The 16,176-nt window shown below is 70.6% G+C and carries 16 protein-coding genes; 5 read left to right on the top strand and 11 right to left on the bottom strand.

Annotated elements, in window-relative coordinates; genetic code table 11:
* Positions 1-113 precede the first annotated feature (113 nt).
* The gene (locus QQM39_RS32310) at positions 114-590 is read left to right on the top strand and encodes an ATP-binding protein (RefSeq protein WP_367669316.1); all 477 of its coding nucleotides are present in this window, start codon (positions 114-116) and stop codon (positions 588-590) included.
* On the opposite strand, the gene QQM39_RS32305 is transcribed toward QQM39_RS32310, so the two are convergent.
* The 7 genes from QQM39_RS32305 to QQM39_RS32275 all read right to left on the bottom strand — a co-directional run bounded on the left by QQM39_RS32305 (position 531) and on the right by QQM39_RS32275 (position 7,187).
* Complete coding sequence (locus tag QQM39_RS32305; protein ID WP_302001074.1) at positions 531-1,907, bottom strand: tryptophanase; 1,377 nt, start codon at positions 1,905-1,907, stop codon at positions 531-533. The genes QQM39_RS32310 and QQM39_RS32305 overlap by 60 nt on opposite strands.
* Before the next feature lie 44 nt (positions 1,908-1,951).
* Positions 1,952-3,094: a tryptophan dimethylallyltransferase family protein gene (locus tag QQM39_RS32300; protein ID WP_302001072.1), complete on the bottom strand. Its 1,143-nt coding sequence runs from the start codon at positions 3,092-3,094 to the stop codon at positions 1,952-1,954.
* 243 nt (positions 3,095-3,337) lie between these two features.
* Entirely contained in the window at positions 3,338-4,675 is a 1,338-nt protein-coding gene (locus QQM39_RS32295) for a cytochrome P450 (protein WP_302001071.1), read from the bottom strand.
* Positions 4,672-5,277 (bottom strand): ATP/GTP-binding protein, encoded by a 606-nt coding sequence (locus QQM39_RS32290; protein ID WP_302001070.1) that lies wholly within the window; start codon positions 5,275-5,277, stop codon positions 4,672-4,674. Before QQM39_RS32290 ends, QQM39_RS32295 begins: the two co-directional genes overlap by 4 nt.
* Positions 5,252-5,629, bottom strand: coding sequence for a DUF742 domain-containing protein (locus tag QQM39_RS32285; protein ID WP_302001069.1), 378 nt, complete (start codon positions 5,627-5,629; stop codon positions 5,252-5,254). Before QQM39_RS32285 ends, QQM39_RS32290 begins: the two co-directional genes overlap by 26 nt.
* On the bottom strand, positions 5,626-6,027 hold the full coding sequence (locus QQM39_RS32280) for a roadblock/LC7 domain-containing protein (RefSeq protein ID WP_302001068.1): 402 nt from the start codon (positions 6,025-6,027) through the stop codon (positions 5,626-5,628). Before QQM39_RS32280 ends, QQM39_RS32285 begins: the two co-directional genes overlap by 4 nt.
* Positions 6,024-7,187, bottom strand: a complete 1,164-nt coding sequence (locus tag QQM39_RS32275; RefSeq protein ID WP_302001067.1) for an ATP-binding protein — start codon at positions 7,185-7,187, stop codon at positions 6,024-6,026. Before QQM39_RS32275 ends, QQM39_RS32280 begins: the two co-directional genes overlap by 4 nt.
* Before the next feature lie 292 nt (positions 7,188-7,479).
* On the opposite strand from QQM39_RS32275, the gene QQM39_RS32270 reads away from it, so the two are divergent.
* On the top strand, positions 7,480-9,117 hold the full coding sequence (locus QQM39_RS32270; RefSeq protein WP_302001066.1) for a glycosyltransferase family 87 protein: 1,638 nt from the start codon (positions 7,480-7,482) through the stop codon (positions 9,115-9,117).
* Between the two features lie 489 nt (positions 9,118-9,606).
* Here the strand turns inward: QQM39_RS32270 and QQM39_RS32265 are convergent, their stop codons facing one another.
* Entirely contained in the window at positions 9,607-11,661 is a 2,055-nt protein-coding gene (locus QQM39_RS32265; protein ID WP_302001065.1) for a phosphatase PAP2 family protein, read from the bottom strand.
* 334 nt (positions 11,662-11,995) lie between these two features.
* On the opposite strand from QQM39_RS32265, the gene QQM39_RS32260 reads away from it, so the two are divergent.
* Both QQM39_RS32260 and QQM39_RS32255 read left to right on the top strand, forming a co-directional pair.
* Positions 11,996-13,207 (top strand): DUF2330 domain-containing protein, encoded by a 1,212-nt coding sequence (locus QQM39_RS32260; RefSeq protein WP_302001064.1) that lies wholly within the window; start codon positions 11,996-11,998, stop codon positions 13,205-13,207.
* A gap of 189 nt (positions 13,208-13,396) precedes the next feature.
* Complete coding sequence (locus tag QQM39_RS32255; protein WP_302001063.1) at positions 13,397-14,068, top strand: O-methyltransferase; 672 nt, start codon at positions 13,397-13,399, stop codon at positions 14,066-14,068.
* Between the two features lie 20 nt (positions 14,069-14,088).
* Here QQM39_RS32255 and QQM39_RS32250 read toward each other — a convergent pair whose 3' ends face one another.
* Entirely contained in the window at positions 14,089-14,481 is a 393-nt protein-coding gene (locus QQM39_RS32250) for a hypothetical protein (RefSeq protein WP_302001062.1), read from the bottom strand.
* 97 nt (positions 14,482-14,578) lie between these two features.
* Between QQM39_RS32250 and QQM39_RS32245 the strand changes: the two genes are divergently transcribed.
* A complete protein-coding gene (locus QQM39_RS32245; protein ID WP_302001061.1) occupies positions 14,579-15,016 on the top strand; it encodes a DUF1992 domain-containing protein in 438 nt (145 codons plus the stop codon).
* On the opposite strand, the gene QQM39_RS32240 is transcribed toward QQM39_RS32245, so the two are convergent.
* Both QQM39_RS32240 and QQM39_RS32235 read right to left on the bottom strand, forming a co-directional pair.
* A complete protein-coding gene (locus tag QQM39_RS32240) occupies positions 15,005-15,520 on the bottom strand; it encodes a hypothetical protein (protein ID WP_302001060.1) in 516 nt (171 codons plus the stop codon). The genes QQM39_RS32245 and QQM39_RS32240 overlap by 12 nt on opposite strands.
* Positions 15,484-16,170: a hypothetical protein gene (locus QQM39_RS32235; protein ID WP_302001059.1), complete on the bottom strand. Its 687-nt coding sequence runs from the start codon at positions 16,168-16,170 to the stop codon at positions 15,484-15,486. The genes QQM39_RS32240 and QQM39_RS32235 overlap by 37 nt, the downstream gene beginning before the upstream one ends.
* Positions 16,171-16,176 lie beyond the last annotated feature (6 nt).

The raw sequence follows: 16,176 nt of genomic DNA, 5'->3' as shown, positions 1-16,176 counted from the left end.
AACCCCTCTCACGCAACTCGGCCCACTTCGGGACCCGTTGTATCCGTTCCGTAGCCCAAAGTAGTCGCGCGAGGTCACGCTCGTACCGTGAACGGATACATTCCCCCACCTCCGTGGCCCCCGTCCGCGCCCAGTACCGCCTGCGCCTCGTCGTCGGCACGCACTCGGCCCGGCACATCCGCACCATCGCGCGCACGCTGCTCGACGAGTGGGCGATGCGCGAACTGACCGACGCCGTGGAGCTGGGCGTGACCGAGCTGGTCGCCAATGTCGTACGGCATGTTCCGGACCGGCGCTGTGAGGTGCTGGTGCTGCGGCAGTCGACGGGGGTCCGGGTGGAGGTGAGCGACGACTGCGCCCAACTTCCCGTCGTGGACGCCGCGTTCAGCCCGGACGCGGAGGGCGGTCGCGGGCTCGTCCTGCTGGACGCGGTGGCCGACAAGTGGGGTGTGGACGCCGCCGGCGGACGAGGCGGCAAGACCGTGTGGTTCGAATGCGGAACCACACGGTCGGCGCTCACCGGCGTACCGTCAGGCCCCGTCGGCCTTGACCGGTTCCAGCTTGATACTGAAGTGACGGAGGATCGGTGACTGGTCGACGATGCGGTAGCCGTGCACGGAGCTGGGATCCTTGGCTATGTCCGCCAGGGTCTGGGCGACGTGGTCGTAGTGGCTGCGGGTGTAGACCCGGCGGGGCAGGGCCAGCCGTACGAGTTCATAGGGCGCCGACTTGACGGGGTTGCCGTGCTCGTCCTCCTCGCCGAGGTAGAGGGAGCCCAGCTCCGCCGACCGGATGCCGCCGCGGAGGTACAGCTGGCAGGCCAGCGAGTGGCCGGGGTACTGGTGGGGCGGTATGTGGGGCAGGAGCCTTCCGGCGTTGAGGTAGAGGGCGTGCAGGCCGGCCGGTTCGACGATGTCGACGCCCGCGTCGCGGATGCGCTGGGCGAGGTGGCCCGCGATGTCGGCGCGTTCCGCCAGGTAGGAGGGCTCGGTCACCTCCACCAGTCCCTGGGCCATCATGTCCAGGTCGCGTCCGGCCAGGCCGCCGTAGGTGGCGAAGCCTTCGGTGGCGATGAGGAGGCGTTCGCAGCGCTGGGCGAGCTCGGGGTCCTTGAGACCGATGAACCCTCCGATGTGGACGATGCCGTCCTTCTTGGCGCTCATGATGCACCCGTCGGCCAGCCGGAAGGCCTCTTCGGCGACCTGGCGAGGGGTGCGGTCCTGGTAGCCGGGTTCGTGACGGGTCACCAGCCAGGCGTTCTCGGCGAACCGCGCGGCGTCCAGGATCATGGGGACGCCGTGGCGGCGGCACAGGTCGGCGGTCTGCCGCAGGTTCTCCATGGAGACCGGCTGCCCGCCTCCGCCGTTGTTGGTGATGGTCATCACCACCGCGGCCACGGGGGAGTCCTGCGCGCTCTCCAGAACCTGTCGGAGGGCCCGCAGGTCGATGTTGCCCTTGAAGGGGTGCGGGCTGTCGAGGTCCTTGGCTTCGGGGCAGGGAAGGTCGCGGGCCTGGCAGCCGACCAGCTCCACATTGGCGCGGGTCGTGTCGAAGTGCGTGTTCGACACCACCGTGCTGCCCGGCGTGAGGAGCGAGGTGAACAGGATGCGTTCGGCCGCGCGTCCCTGGTGGGCGGGCAGGAGGTGCGGGTAGCCGGTGAGTTCGCTGACCGTTTCGCGCCAGCGGTAGAACGATCGGGAGCCGGCGTAGGACTCGTCGCCGTTCATGCCCGCGGCCAGCTGGGCCGCGGAGATCGCGCCGGTTCCCGAGTCGCTCAGCAGGTCGATGGTGACCTCGTCGGCGCGCAGGTCGAACAGGTTGTAGGAGACTCGTCGCAGGGCTTCCTCACGCTGCTGTGGCGTCGTGAGGGGAATGGGCTCGATGACCTTGATCCGGTAGGGCTCCACGGCTCCTTCTTTCTGGTGTTGCGCGCTTTCTGGTGTTGCGCGGGTCACTGCTTGGGCGGGCGCACCGAGTACGCCTCCGAGGAGAGGTAGGTGGTGACGCGAGAGCCTCGGTCGCGCTCGCAGGCCAGGGCCAGGTAGGCGATCAGGCCGACGCCGTCGGAGAGTTGCCGGGTGGTGAGGGCGGCGAGGGCGCGGCGCAGTACCGAGGGGTCCATGCCGAAGTGGGTCAGAGCGGCGGTGGCGCGGGCAAGTGCCTCTTCGTCGTCGTTGACGTAGTCGCGGACCGGGATGTGCAGGGTGAAGCCGCTCGGCCGGCCGGTCGCGGTGTCGGTGAACGAGTGGCAGGTCAGCGCCGGTCGCCTGGCCAGTCGTACCGTGGACCTGCCTCCCGTCCGGGTGGGCAGGCGCCCTTCCGCGGCGAGGTGGAAGAAGGCCTCCACGTCCGCTCGTGCCGGGCCCGGCTGCGCGCGGCTCAGTGCGTATGCCTCGGAAGCGGCGAGGTGGGGATGTGCGGTGTAGACCTTGACGCGGGGAGTTTCCCAGGCGCCGAGGTCCAGGGCGAGAAAGGGGTACCCGGTCGTGTCGGGAAGCGCCGTGAACGCCTGCCGGTGACCGAGCCGGTGCAGAGCTTCCCGCACGGTGGCCGCGGCCCGCTGGGGTCCGGCCGCGTCGGGACTCAGGTAGATCTTCACCCCGGGGACGCCGCCGGGGCGTAACTCCAGCGCGTACCAGAGGGCCAGCGGGCCCTGCGGGGACGAGGGCAGGAACAGGTCCTCCAGGCGGTCCAGCTGGGCGGTGGAGAAGTCCCAGCGGCGGGCCATGTCCCGGATGGCGGCCAGCCCTTGGCGCCCGTTGTCCGCCATGTCGCCGGCGCCGCAGCCGGGTTCCACCAGAACCCGCAGGCCGGGGGGCGCGTCCGGCCGGAAGGACAGGGAGAACTCGACCGGCGTGTGGTCGTCGGAGATGAAACTCGGCGAGGGAGCGGGGAGGGCCAGCGAACGGCCGGGCACATCCCCGAGAGATTCGAGTACGACGTGCGCGTACAACGCCGACTCCGCGGCCGGCAGCCCCGCGACGGAGCCCAGACGCAGGAGTTGGCCGACGACGTGGTCGGCGAGTGTGAGGCTGTACGTGTAGGTGACCGGTGCGTCGTTGACCGGTGCGTCACTGACCGGTGCCGTACTCACCGGACCTCCCGGGCCGGGGCAAAAAGATACCCGCCGGCGAAGGCGGGTATCCGGCCGTGGGGCCATTCGGTTCGGACGCCTATGAGGAACTGGACACGAGTGGCAGCGGTGTTGAACTCCACTCCCCCTCCTTCACGTGTGACTACTCAGATACCCTGCGCAGCCATACCCTGGCGCTTGAACGTTCATGCAGTTGCCAGTGGCAGTTGCCTGTTATCTGTGTCACGGAAACGGAAGCAGGTGTTACGCCCTCATCCAGTTCAGGAAGGAACTCCACAGCCCACCACGGCCCTTGGCCCGAGCGGCCTCAGCGGCTGCGGTGGACTGTGACGGCTGTGACGGCTGCGGCTGTACGGCGTGCCGCGGCGCGACGGGGGTGAAGCGGGCGGGCAGCCCCGCCAGGGCCCGGTTGAACGGGCCGGGCCGCCAGGTCAGGCTCTCCTCCGGGACGGCGAGTTCGATGTCGGGCAGTTCGTTGAACAGGTGCTCGATGGCGGCCAGAGTGATGAGCCGGGCGGGCTCCTTGGAGGGGCAGGCGTGCGGCCCGGCGCTCCAGGCGAGGTGGGCCCGGTTGCTGCCCTGCCCGGTCGTGGACCGCGCCGAGGCGGCGTTGGCGGCCTGGAAACCGACCAGCACCAGATCGCCGGCACTGAGCTTCTGTCCGGCGAACTCCATGTCCCGGGCCGGGTAGTGGGGCGCGTAGTTGGACATGGGCGGGTTGCGCCACAGGGTGTCGTCGAGGGCCTCCTCCAGCAGCCCGCTCTGCGCGTACCGGTCGTTCGTCAGCAGCAGGTGCAGGGTGTTGCCGATGAGGTTGCGCAGCGGCTCGGCGCCGGCGCCGAGCAGCAGCACGAGGTGGTGGGCCATCTCCTGGTCGTTCAGCCGGGCCGGGTGCCGCATCAGCCAGGACGTGACGTCGTCGTCCGGCCGGGTCCGCTTCAGCGCGACCAGCTCGCTCACGGCCTGGAAGAGGACCTCGTTGGCCTTCTCGGCGTTGACACCGTCGAAGATGCCGGAGATGCCGAACATGACCCGGTCGCCGATCTCCGCCGGGCAGCCGAAGAGCTCATTGAAGACGAACAGCGGAAGCTGCTTGGCGTAGTCGTTCAGCAGATCGGCCGAGCCGCGAGCGCTGAACTGGGCGAGGAGATAGCGGGCGATCCGGTCGACGCTCTCGCTCAGCCGGCGGCTGTCGACCTGGGCGAAGCTCTCGGTGACGGCCTGCCGCAGCCTCAGGTGCTCGGCGCCGTCGGAGAACATGCAGTTGGGCCGGTGAACCAGCAGGGGAAGGACAGGGCTGTCCGGACTGATCATGCCCTCGTTGAAAGCCCGCCACCGTCGGGCGTCCTTGCGGAAGTCACCCGGGTTGTGCAGCAGGTCCAGCGCCGTGGCGTAGTCGGTGACGAGAGTCGCCTCCACGCCCGGAGCCAGCTCGACGGGGGCCATCGGGCCGTGGTGGCGCATGTAGGCGTAGTAGGCCTGCGGATCGGCGGCGAACTCCGGTGTGTACATGGGGATCCGTTCGCCGCTGCCGTGCGCGGGGCAGCCGGGCGGCGGAACGGGGGTGTCTTCGCGGGTCATGCGTGCTCCAGAGCGGCGCGTTCCTGTAGGTAGCGGACGAGAGTGATCAGTGCCTTCGCCGATGAGTTCTCGTCACGGGCGTCGATGACGACGACGGGGGTGTCCGGCAGCAGGTCGAGCGCTTCCCGCAACGCCGCTTCCGTGCGTTCGGGAGTGTGGTCGAAGCGGTTGACGGCGATGGCGTAGGACAGCCCGTACTGCTCGATCAGGTCGATCACGGCGAAGGAGTCGGCCAGCCGCTCGGGGTCCACCAGGACCAGGGCGCCCAGGGCGCCGCGGGCCATGTCCTCCCAGATCTGGATGAACCGCTGCTGTCCGGGGGTGCCGAACAGATAGAGCACCACCTGGTCGCTGATCGTCAGCCGTCCGAAGTCCATGGCGACCGTGGTGGTGCTCTTGCTCCGCACGCCCTTGAGGTCGTCGACCGCCTCCGCCACCCGCGTCATGTTCTCCTCGGTGGACAGCGGAGGGATCTCGGAGATGGTGCCGATGAACGTCGTCTTGCCGACGGCGAAGTGCCCGACGACCAGGATCTTCACCGCGGTCTGCGCGGCGCCGCCCCGGACGTAGGCGTCCTCATCCAAAACGCGCTTGGAGTCCATCCAGCACCTCCTGGAGAAGCTGTCGGTCGGCGAGACGGGCCCGGGGTACGGGCGCTCGGGTGATCAGATAGCCGCCCTCGGCCAGTGAGCTGAGCAGGATCTTCAGCACGCCCAGGGGGAGTTGGGTGTGACCGGCGAGCTCGGCGACCGAGAGGTAGCCGCCGGAGCACATGTCCAGCAGATGCTGCTCTTCGGGGGAGAGCCTGGTGGGGCGCTGCCGCCGGTCGCCGGCTGTCGTCACGAGGGTGATCAGGGAGAACTGGTCCTCGGCGGGCAGCTCCCGCCCGCGTGTGATGACGTACGGCCGTACTAACTCTGCGGCTTCTGACTCATCGGGGGTGTTGTCAGTCATGAGCGGTGGCCGATGTCCTCACGGGGTGATGTGGCCAGTTCCTTGCCCAACTGGCCGACCAGCTGTTGCATACGGAAAGTGATGTCCGCCATGTCGATGTCGGGGACCGCCGAGACCGCGAGGTAGGCGCCCTCGCCGGCGGAGATCAGGAAGACCCAGCCACCGTCGAACTCCAGCAGCGTCTGGCGCCACTGCAGGTTCTCACCGTCGCAGAAGAACCCCAGGGACCGGCTGAGTGACTGCACACCGCTCATGGCGGCGGCGACCGTTTCGGCCGAGTCCCGCCCGAGCTCCTTCGTACGGGCCATCAGCAGACCGTCGGCTGAGACCAGGACCGCGTGCAGGGCGCCGGGAATCTCCAGGGCACTGTCCAGCATCCATGACAGGTCGTTCTTCACGAGGTGGTCTCCGGTCCCTTACGTGCGTCGGCGTGGCTCGGCCCGCGCGTCGCGTCCAACGGTGCGGCGCGGCCGGTCTGGGTCCCCCGTTGAAAGGCGCTCATGATCGACGCCGTCTCCTCGTTGGAGCGGGTCGGCGGGCGCTGAGCACCCGAACCGCTGCCCGGGACGACAGCCATGGGGCGCTGCTTGCGCCGGCGCTTGGGCAGTCCGTCGGCGGTCGTCGCCGGGGCGTCCGTGTCGGCTCCGTCCGAGCGCGCGTCCGCATGGCCGGCCGCGTGCGGCTGCTTGGGCTCCGGCATGCTGGTGAGCAGCTCCTCCGGAACAAGCACTACCGCGCGGACACCGCCGTACGGAGAGGTGGAGTCGACGGAGACGCTGAAGCCGTAGCGCTGGCAGAGCGCACCGATCACCGCGAAACCGAACTGCGGGGGGTTCCCGAGCCCGGAGACGCTCGCGGCGCGTTCCCCGGACAGCAGCTCCGCCGCCTTGGCCTTCTCCTCCTCGTTCATGCCGACACCCGCGTCGTCGACCACGACACAGATGCCCTTGGGCACGGACCGCACGTTGATCTCGACCAAGGTTTCCGGAGCGGAGTAGCTCGTGGCGTTGTCGAGGAGTTCGGCGACCGCCAGGGCGACCGGCTCGACCGCCCTGTTGGTGACGGCGTAATCGACCTGCGAGAGGATCTCGACCCGCTGATAGTGGCGGATCCGACCCTGCGCGCTGCGGATCACGTCGTAGACCGAAGCCGCCTCGCGTTGCCGGCCGAGCCAGCCCTGACACAGGACGGCGATGGACTGCGCCCGCCTGCCGAACTGGGAGTTCATGTGATCGATCTCCAGCAGGTCCCGGAGAATCGGCGAGTCTCCGTACTTCACCTGCAGCTTGGAGATGACCAGCTGCTGCTCGGCAGCCAAGCCCTGGAGAGTCCGCATGGCGGACTTCAGGACCGTCTTGGTTTCCTCCCCGGCGCGCTCCTCGGTCTGCCGGATGACCGCCTCGTAACCGCCCTCCAGAGCGGCGTACGAAGATTTGAGCTGGTCGTTCCCCTTGCGTAACTTCCGTATCGCCCTCTGCTGGCGAACTATGACCGTGGCCGCGGCAGGGGCACCGACAACGAGCCCCCAGATCGCCGGATCCAGCATGTATTGCGTCATATGACTCTCTTCAAGCGACTGAAGCCCAGTTGCTGAAAACCTGCCCGCTCGCTATCGGCAGGCGGTAGTAGACAGTGGGCTCACCGACAGGGGCTGCCCCTTGCCGCCGAGATGTCGTCCCGGAGCTTGTGACCTGCCTGGCAAGTGCCCGGATAATATCACCGGAGATAGTTGACGTTTCGTCAAGCAGTCGCCTATTCATGCTGGTTGGCGGAGATCCGGGTGTCCTTCGATGGAGAATGTGTGCACTCGTCGGATGAACGAACCGGCCTGATTCGGCGTCTTCGGTCACATGGTCCCTGCCGAACTCACCCGTGCAAGACCCGCGCGGCCGACGGCCCCGGCTCAGGAGCGGCGCCTGCCCACGTTGTGGGCCCGCCATCGTGTCCCGCTTCTCGCCACGCTCGCCCCGCTGCCCCTGTACCTCGTGTGGTGGGCGTTCCTCGCCACCGGCGGCGGCGACCTGGCAGCCCAGTACGCGTGGGCCGGCTTCGCGGAGCGGCACGGCGGCTCGGCCTACAACCTCTTCTGGTACGGCGGCACGCACACCGCCAACTACAGCCTGATATCCCCGTACTTGATGGCCGCCCTGGGTGTCCGCGCGGTCACGGTCGTCTCGGGCCTGGCCGCCACCTGGCTGGCAGCGGTCCTCATCACCCGCGCCAGGAGCGTCCGAAGACCCCTCGGCCCCGCCCTGCTGGCCGCCTTCGCCCTGTGGTGCAACGTGGCCTCCGGCCGCACCACCTTCGCCCTCGGCGTCGCCTTCGGACTCGCCGCGTGCCTCCTGCTCACCCGTGAGCGGCGGATCGTCCTCGCCGGCGCGTACGCCGCGCTCGCGACCATGGCCAGCCCGGTGGCGGGGCTCTTCGTGGTCGTCGTCGGCGCCGCCCACCTCGCCACCCGCGAGTACGGCCGCGCCCTCGCCCTCCTGGTCCCGCCCGCCGTGACCGTCGGCGCGACGGCTCTCCTCTTCCCTTTCAAGGGCGAGCAGTTGATGTCCGCCGACCGCATCTGGCCGCCCTTCTTCCTGGGCCTCGCGGTCACGGCGTTCGCTCCGCGCACGTGGCGCGTCGCCCGCTGGAGCGGGGCCGTCTACGCGGCGGGGACGGTCCTGACGTATCTCATCGCCTCGCCGGTGGGCACGAACGTCGAGCGCTTCGCCGAGTTGTTCGCGCCCGCCGCCCTCCTCGCCGCCCTGGTGGCCCAGCCCCGGCTCGCGAAGCTCCGCCGGAACCTCCTGATCGCCGCCCTCGTCTTCTCCGTCGCCTGGGTCACCAAGAAGACCGGCGACGACCTGTACGTCTCCACGAAGGTGCCCGCCTGGGCCACCGAGACCCACGGAGTGGTCCGCGCCCTCGACCGCCTCGGCGCCGACCGCACCCGCGTCGAGGTCGTCCCGGCCCACAACCACCGCGAGGCCAGCGGCCTCGCCCCGCACGTCAACATGGCCCGCGGCTGGAACCGCCAACTCGACATGGAGCGCGCCCGCCTCTTCTACGACGGCTCCTTCTCCCCCACCACCTACCGGACCTGGCTGGACCGCTGGGCCGTCGGCTTCGTCGTACTGCCCCTGGGCAGGCCCGACGCCTACGCCAAGGTCGAGGCGGCGCTCATACGCGACCACCGCCCCGAGTGGCTGGAGCCGGTATGGCAGGACGAGCACTGGCGGGTCTACCGAGTACGGAACGCGGTCCCCCTCGTGACCGCCCCCGCCGACATCGTCTCGACGTCCAGCGCCGACCTCGTCATACGCATGCCCCGGGCCGGGACGGCGACCGTCCGCGTGGCCTACTCACCCTGGCTGCACACGGACGGCGACGGCTGCCTCACCCAACAGGGCGAGTTCACCCGCCTGACTGTCTCCTCCCCCGGCGAGTACCGGATCAGCTCGGAGTACGGTCCTTCACCGGAACCGGGGAGCCGCTGCTGAGCTTCTCGGCCGCCGGCGTGACTGTCCTGGGCGCGGGAGCCACCGTACGAATGCGGCGGCCCGGGCCGACCGCCCGGCACGCCACCCCTTCACCGCACACCACACCCCGTCCACCACCGATCACCCCAGAGCACGAGCCCTCGCCGAAGCCGACAAACCACTGCTGCCCCCATCCCCGGACCAGCCTCCTTGCACGCCGTTCTCTCCCCGGCCACCACCGATCAGCTCGCAGCACGGTCCTTCACCGGCACCGGTGAACCGCCGCTGACCCGCTCCGCCTCCGGCGTGACCGTCCTGGCGCGCGGGAGCCGCCGTACGAATGCGGCGGCCCGCAACGACCGGCCCGGCACGCCCCCCTCACCGCACACCACACCCCGTCCACCACCGATCACCCCAGAGCACGAGCCCTCACCGAAGCCGACAAACCACTGCTGCCCCCATCCCCGGACCAGCCTCCTTGCACACCGTTCTCTCCCCGGCCGCCACCGATCAGCTCGCAGCACGGTCCTTCACCGGCACCGGGGAACCGCCGCTGACCCGCTCCGCCTCCGGCGTGACCGTCCTGGCGCGCGGTCCCTGGAGCAGGTGCGTCATGCCGAAGCCCGCGGCGACGACCAGCGCGCCGCCTGCCGCGTCCAGTACCCAGTGGTTGCCGGTGACGACGATCGCGGTGACCGTGAGGAGGGGGTGCAGCAGGCCGAGGGTCTTCAGCCACCAGTTGGGGGCCAGGACGAGGATGACCAGGCCGCACCACAGGGACCAGCCGAAGTGCAGGGACGGCATCGCCGCGTACTGGTTGGTGAGTTCGGTGAGGGTGCCGTAGTCGGGCTGGGTGAAGTCCTGTGGACCGTGGACTGTGTCGATGAAGCCGAGGCCGGGCATCAGGCGGGGCGGGGCGAGGGGGTAGAGCCAGAAGCCGATCAGGGCGAAGACCGTCGCGAAGCCGATCGCGGAGCGGGCCCAGCGGTAGTCGACCGGGCGACGCCAGTAGAGGACGCCGAGTATGGCGAGCGGGACGCCGAAGTGGAACGACTCGTAGTAGAAGTCGAAGAAGTTCCGGAGCCAGTCGATCTTCACCACGGCGTGGTTGGCCCAGTACTCGATGTCGATGCGCAGGGCGCGTTCGATGGAGTGGATCTCCGCGCCGTGCTCCTCGGCGGTGACCCGGCCGGCCGAGTGGGAGCCGCCGGCCGCGGCGAGGCGGATCTGGGCGTACGCGTAGTAGGTGACCCGGATCAGCAACAGCTCGAAGAGCAGGTTCGGACGGCTCAGCACCCGGCGCAGGAACGGCACCAGCGGGATACGCCGGAAGCGGGACGGGACCGGGTCGGCGTACCGGGTCGGGATCGGCGTCTGCCAGTACGGCGACGTACGCGACAGGAACGGCACGACGACGGCCGTGGCGAGCGCGGCCAGGAGGATCAGGTCGGCGCGCAGGGGGTGGAAGATCACCTTGTCCGGCACCATCGTCTTCGCCGGCAGCGTCATCACCAGGATGACGGCGACCGGCCACACGTACCGGTCGCCCGCCCGCTTGCCGACCTGCCCGACGACCGCGAGCAGCACCCACAGCAGCTGGTGCTGCCAGGCCGTGGGGGACGCGACGATCGCCGCGCAGCCGGTGATCGCGACGGCGAGGAGGAGCTGCCCGTCGCGGGCGTAGCGCACGGCGCGGCGCAGCGCGAGGACGGCGACGGCGGCACCGAGGAGCAGGAAGAGGGCGATCTCCAGCGGGCCCGTCAGCCCCAGCCGCAGCAGGGCGCCGTGCAGGGACTGGTTGGCGAGGTCGTCGGCGCGGCCGCCGAGACCGACGCCGCCCACGTGGTGCACCCAGTAGGTGTACGAGTCGCCCGGCATCGCCACCCAGGCGACCACGGTGCTCGCGGCGAACGCGGCCCCCGTGGAGAGCGCGGCCCGGCGGCGGCCGGTGAACCACAGCAGCGGGGTGAACAGCAGCAGGGTCGGCTGGAGCGCGGCCGCGAGCCCGATGAGCACGCCGCTGGCCCGCTCACCGCGCACGGCGAAGCAGCCGAGCAGGACGAGCAGGACCGGCATGATGCTGGTCTGGCCGAGGTAGAGGGTGTTGCGCACCGGCAACGACAGCATGAGCAGGCTGATCGCGACGGGCGCGGCGAGCAGCGAGGCCCGTCTGCTCACCGGCTGCGGCAGGGCACGGGCGGCGACCAGGCCGAGGGCGACGACGAGCAGGAGGGTGCCGAAGGTCCAGCCCCAGCCGAGGGCCTGCTCGGCGGCGCGCGTCAGCGGCTTGAGGACGAGCCCGCCGAACGGCGTACCGGTGAACTGCGTCGAGTCGTACAGCGATCCCTTCACATGCAGAACGCCGTCCGGGCCGACCCAGGTCTCCAGGTCCGTCAGCCGCTCCCCGGAGGGAGTGCCGAGGACGACGGCCACCTGCCGTACGCCGAGAATCGCGGCGACCAGCCACAGACCGAGGCGCGCCACGCGCAGGCGTGCCTGAACCGTACCGACGGCCGTGGCTCCGAGTGCCTCCGCCGGTCGCCCACCGTGATCCGCATTCGCCACGCCTCGTCGGCCTCCCGCCCCGGTCGTCCCACAGGTCCCACACGTCCCACACGCAAAGGAATCGTCACGGACCCGGCGAGGCCCGCACCACCCCCGGGAGAGACGCAGGCAACCCTGCCTTCACCTGACGTCTGCTCTCCTTTTGTCCGGATGACGATAGTCGGGCACCGGTCCCCTCGCCTCCCGTGGGTCGCCTCCCGCGGGTCGCCTCCCGCGGACGCGGAATCGTTCACATCGCGGGACCGGGCCCCGGAACCGGATCATCGGCCGTACCGTCTGAAGCCCTGACGTCAGCACGGTGGAGGGGTTTGCGGGGATGGAGGGGATACGGGCAATGGCCGGGTCGCTGCGGGAAGGGGTGCGGGGGCGGTCCCGGGGCCGCGCCCTCACCGTCGTCGCGGCGCTGCTCGCCCTCCAGCTCGGACAGCTCGTGGCACCCGCGTGGGCGTGCGGCTGCGGGGCCATGGTGCCCGGCGACGCGCGGCGCGTGACCGTCGCGCGTGAGGAGTCCGTCGTGCGGTGGGACGGGACGCGGGAGCAGATCGTGATGCGGCTGACCGTCGGCGGGGACGCCGAGCGGGTCGCGTGGATCATGCCGGTGCCGCGGCGGGCGACGGTCCGGCTCGGCGACCCGGCCCTCTTCGACGAGCTGCGCGCCGTCACCGCCCCCGTGCACCGCGAGCGATACCACTTCTGGCCCCAGGACGGCGACTGGCCCCTGGTGACCGGCGACGGCACGCCCGGCGGCCCGCCCCCGCCCGGGTTCGGCGGCGGACGCACCCCTCCCGTGGACGTGGTCGGCCGGCAGCGGCTCGGCCCCTTCGACGTGGCCCGGCTGACCGCCACCGACCCGGGCGCCCTCGACGGCTGGCTGGACAGCAACGGCTTCGCCCTGCCGGCCCGCCTGGACGGCGCCCTGCGGCCGTACGTCCAAAAGCGCTGGGAGTACGTCGCCGTCAAGCTGGCCCCCGACAGCTCCGGCGAGCCGCTGACCGGCACCCTGGACCCGCTGCACCTCACCTTCCGGGCCGACGAGCCGGTGTACCCGATGCGCCTGTCCCGCCTCGCCGAGACCCCGCAGTCGCTGGGCCTGTACGTGCTGGCCGCGCACCGCATGGAACCGAGCACCCGCATCGGCGGCGAACGCCCCCGCGTCACCTACGCCGGCCGGGTGACGGCGAAGACCGGCCCGCTGGCCGAGCTGGCGGCGGCCGACACCCCGTTCCTGACCGCGATCGGCCAGGAATTCCCGTACCCCGAGCGGATCTCCGGCGACCACGTGCTGCGCACGGCGGCGGCCGACGACCCCTTCCAGCAGGTGATCCACGAGGACCGGCTGCGCACGGTGGCCGGCATCCCGGCGTGGCTGCTGACGGTGACGGGCGGCCCCGCCCTGGCCGTGGCGACGGGGGCGGTGCTCGCCGTACGCCGGTCCCGACGACCGGAGGCGCCGACGCCCCCGACACCCCCGACGCCCCCGAGGCCTCCGTCCCCACCCCCGCCACCGCCCTCGCCCCCGGCGCAGCCGCCTGCGCCGATCGGCTGAATCGACGATCCTGGAGTCCCTGACGGGGAAACGGAAACCCCCGAACAGGAAAGTCCCCGACAGGGAGCGGGGCACGCGACCACATTCGTTAGCACATCTAGTTAGCGTTTCTACTTAGCGTTTCTACTTAGCGCTTCTGCATAGCACTTCTACTCAGCGCTTCCAGCTGGCCACAGGAAAGGCAAGGCGATGAGCGAGTCGCAGCTCTGGGACGACGTCGACGAGTACTTCTCCGCCCACCTCTCACCCGAGGACGACACCCTCCAGGCGGCCCTGCGCGACAGCGACGCGGCCGAGCTCCCGCACGTCAACGTCACCGCGCCGCAGGGCAAGTTCCTCCAGCTCCTGGCCGAGATCCAGGGCGCCCGCAACATCCTGGAGATCGGCACGCTCGGCGGCTACAGCACCATCTGGCTGGCCCGCGCCCTGCCCGCCGACGGCCGCCTGATCTCGCTGGAGTACAGCCCCAAGCATGCCGAGGTCGCCACCCGCAACATCGCGCGGGCGGGCCTGGACAAGATCGTCGAGGTGCGGGTCGGCCCGGCCCTGGAGTCGCTGCCCAAGCTGGCCGACGAGAACCCGGCACCCTTCGACCTGGTCTTCATCGACGCCGACAAGGCCAACAACCCGCACTACGTCGACTGGGCCCTCAGACTCACGAGCACCGGCAGCCTGGTCGTCGTGGACAACGTGGTGCGCGGCGGCCGGGTCGCCGACGCGGACAGCTCCGCGCCGGACGTCCGGGGCACCCGCACCGCCATCGAACTGATCGGCAGCCACCCGAGGTTGAGCGGCACGGCGATCCAGACGGTGGGCAGCAAGGGCTACGACGGTTTCGCGCTGGCGCGGGTGCTGGCGTAAGCCACCGCCCCGCTCGCCTCTCAAGCCTCCTGATAGAAACCGACGTTGACGCTGCGCGGCGCCGTACGGTCCTGGATGACGATCTCGCCGCTGCCGCCCCTGGGCAGCGGCACCGTCCCGCCGTAGCCGATCGGCTGGGCGTACTCCCCCACGGTCAGCCGCACCTCGGAGGAAGGGTCGGCCTGCGAGCCACGCAGCCAGCTCACCTGCCACCCGCCGTCCGGGCCGCACAGGAACTCCAGGTGGACCCGCGACACGAACAGCCAGTCGTCCGGCGTCGAGAGCCGGCACACCGTCTTGTCCCGGCCCACCCGCAGCACGGCACCCGGCTCGCTGGGCGCGTCGGCCATGAGCATGCCGGCCGTGGCACCCTCGTCCGCCGCGGACACGGCGGCCATGGTGAGTTCGAGCACGTGCGTTCCTCCTGAAACTCCTTGTACGGCAGCCGTGTTGGCCACCGACGCCGCATGATAAATCGCCCGGCACCGCCGCGTCCGGCACAATGAACTCATGACCGAGCGAAAGCCCCCCGGTGTTCCGTTCGAGTCCTGGGTCGACAAGCAGATCCACGACGCGCAGGCGCGCGGCGACTTCGACAGACTGCCCGGAGCCGGCAAACTCCTGCCGAACGACCTGGAATCCCCGTACGACGAACTGTGGTGGGTCAAGCGCAAAATGGCCCGCGAGGGCCTGTCGGTCCTGCCCCCGGCCCTGGCCCTGCGCAAGGAGGCGGAGGACGCGCTGACGGCGGCCTACACGGCCCCCAGCGAACGGATCGTCCGGAAGATCATCACGGACGTGAACGTCAAGATCCGCGACATGCTGCTGAAGCCGCCGCCCGGCCCTCCCCTGGGCCGCAAGCCGTACGACGTCGAAGAGGTCGTACGGCAGTGGCGGGAGCGCCGGACGGCGGCGAACGGTTCCCGGTCGGACGGCTCAGACGTGTAGCAGCCGTTCCGCCAGCTCGCGGTAGTCGCGCAGAGCGAGCCGAAGCTGCTCGGTGTCGGTGGACGAACCGGGCTTGTCCTCGGCCACGTCCATGGACTGCCAGGATCCACGCAGCGTACGGCGGCGCTGCGCCACCTCCTCGGTCAAACGGCCGGTGAGCTCCTCCAGCACATGGTCGGCCTCCTCGACGGCGGCCCGGGGGCCGTCGACGAACCCGGAGACCGCGTGCTGCAGCTGCAGCTCGAACTTGTCGGACTCGTCATGCGGAAACAGCGGCGCGTCCTCGTGCCCGCTCTCCATGTGCCCGCTCTCCGTGCGCCCGCTCTTCGTGCCGATCCCGCCCGGCGTCGAGACGCGCGACTCCATGCCGCCGCGCTCCGTCCCGCCGGTGGGCACGGCCGCGGGCCCGCTCGTCGCCGGCTCGTAGTCAGGTCGTCCCCTGCCGGTCGTCGCGTCCGTCATGTCACTCAACTCCCCTTCGCGTGGCGTCCTGAGAACGTCCACGGCAGATGGCCGCGGTGGCCGTCGGTGCGGGCGGACCCCCGCCCGCCGGTGTCCCTCCGGGACTCGTGGGGCTCCCCGCGGTGACGCGCGACCGGGGCCGTCAGCTCCTCGAACATTCCCCGGGCCTCGATCATGGCCTCGCGCATCTCCTCGGTACCCGGCTCACCGCCTTCCTGGCCGCCGCCCACCCGCGCATGGGCGACGCGGTGCACGTGCCGGTAGCCCTGCACACGGTCCGCGTGGTGCACGGACAGGGCCGCGAGCTGCTCCTCGTACTGGGCGCCGTCCGGGAAACCCCGGGCCCGCGCCACGTCCGCGAGCAGCCGGTCCGCCTCGCCGACGGCCTCCTTCGGCGAGTCGACGAAGCGCTCCTGGGCCGCCGTCCAGCGGGCCTCGAACCGCTCGAGCTCGACCGGCTCCAGCGGCCGCTCCCGCAGCCCGCCGTGCCGCTCCACCCGCTGGGCGAGCTCACGCTCGGCGGCCTTGGCGTCTCCGTCGTGCCGGGCCACGGCCCGCTCGTATTCGGGCCCGAAGCGCCGCCTCAGACCCCGGCTGCCCTGCGCACCCCGAGCGCGTAGAGCCAGGACGGCCGCGCCGAGCACGACGACGACCGCCGCAATCACGATCAGAACGATCACACCTGTGGACATATCTGC

Origin of the sequence: Streptomyces sp. DT2A-34, assembly GCF_030499515.1 — a bacterium.
Classification (GTDB): Bacteria; Actinomycetota; Actinomycetes; order Streptomycetales; family Streptomycetaceae; genus Streptomyces.
This window is presented reverse-complemented; position numbering and strand designations above follow the sequence as displayed.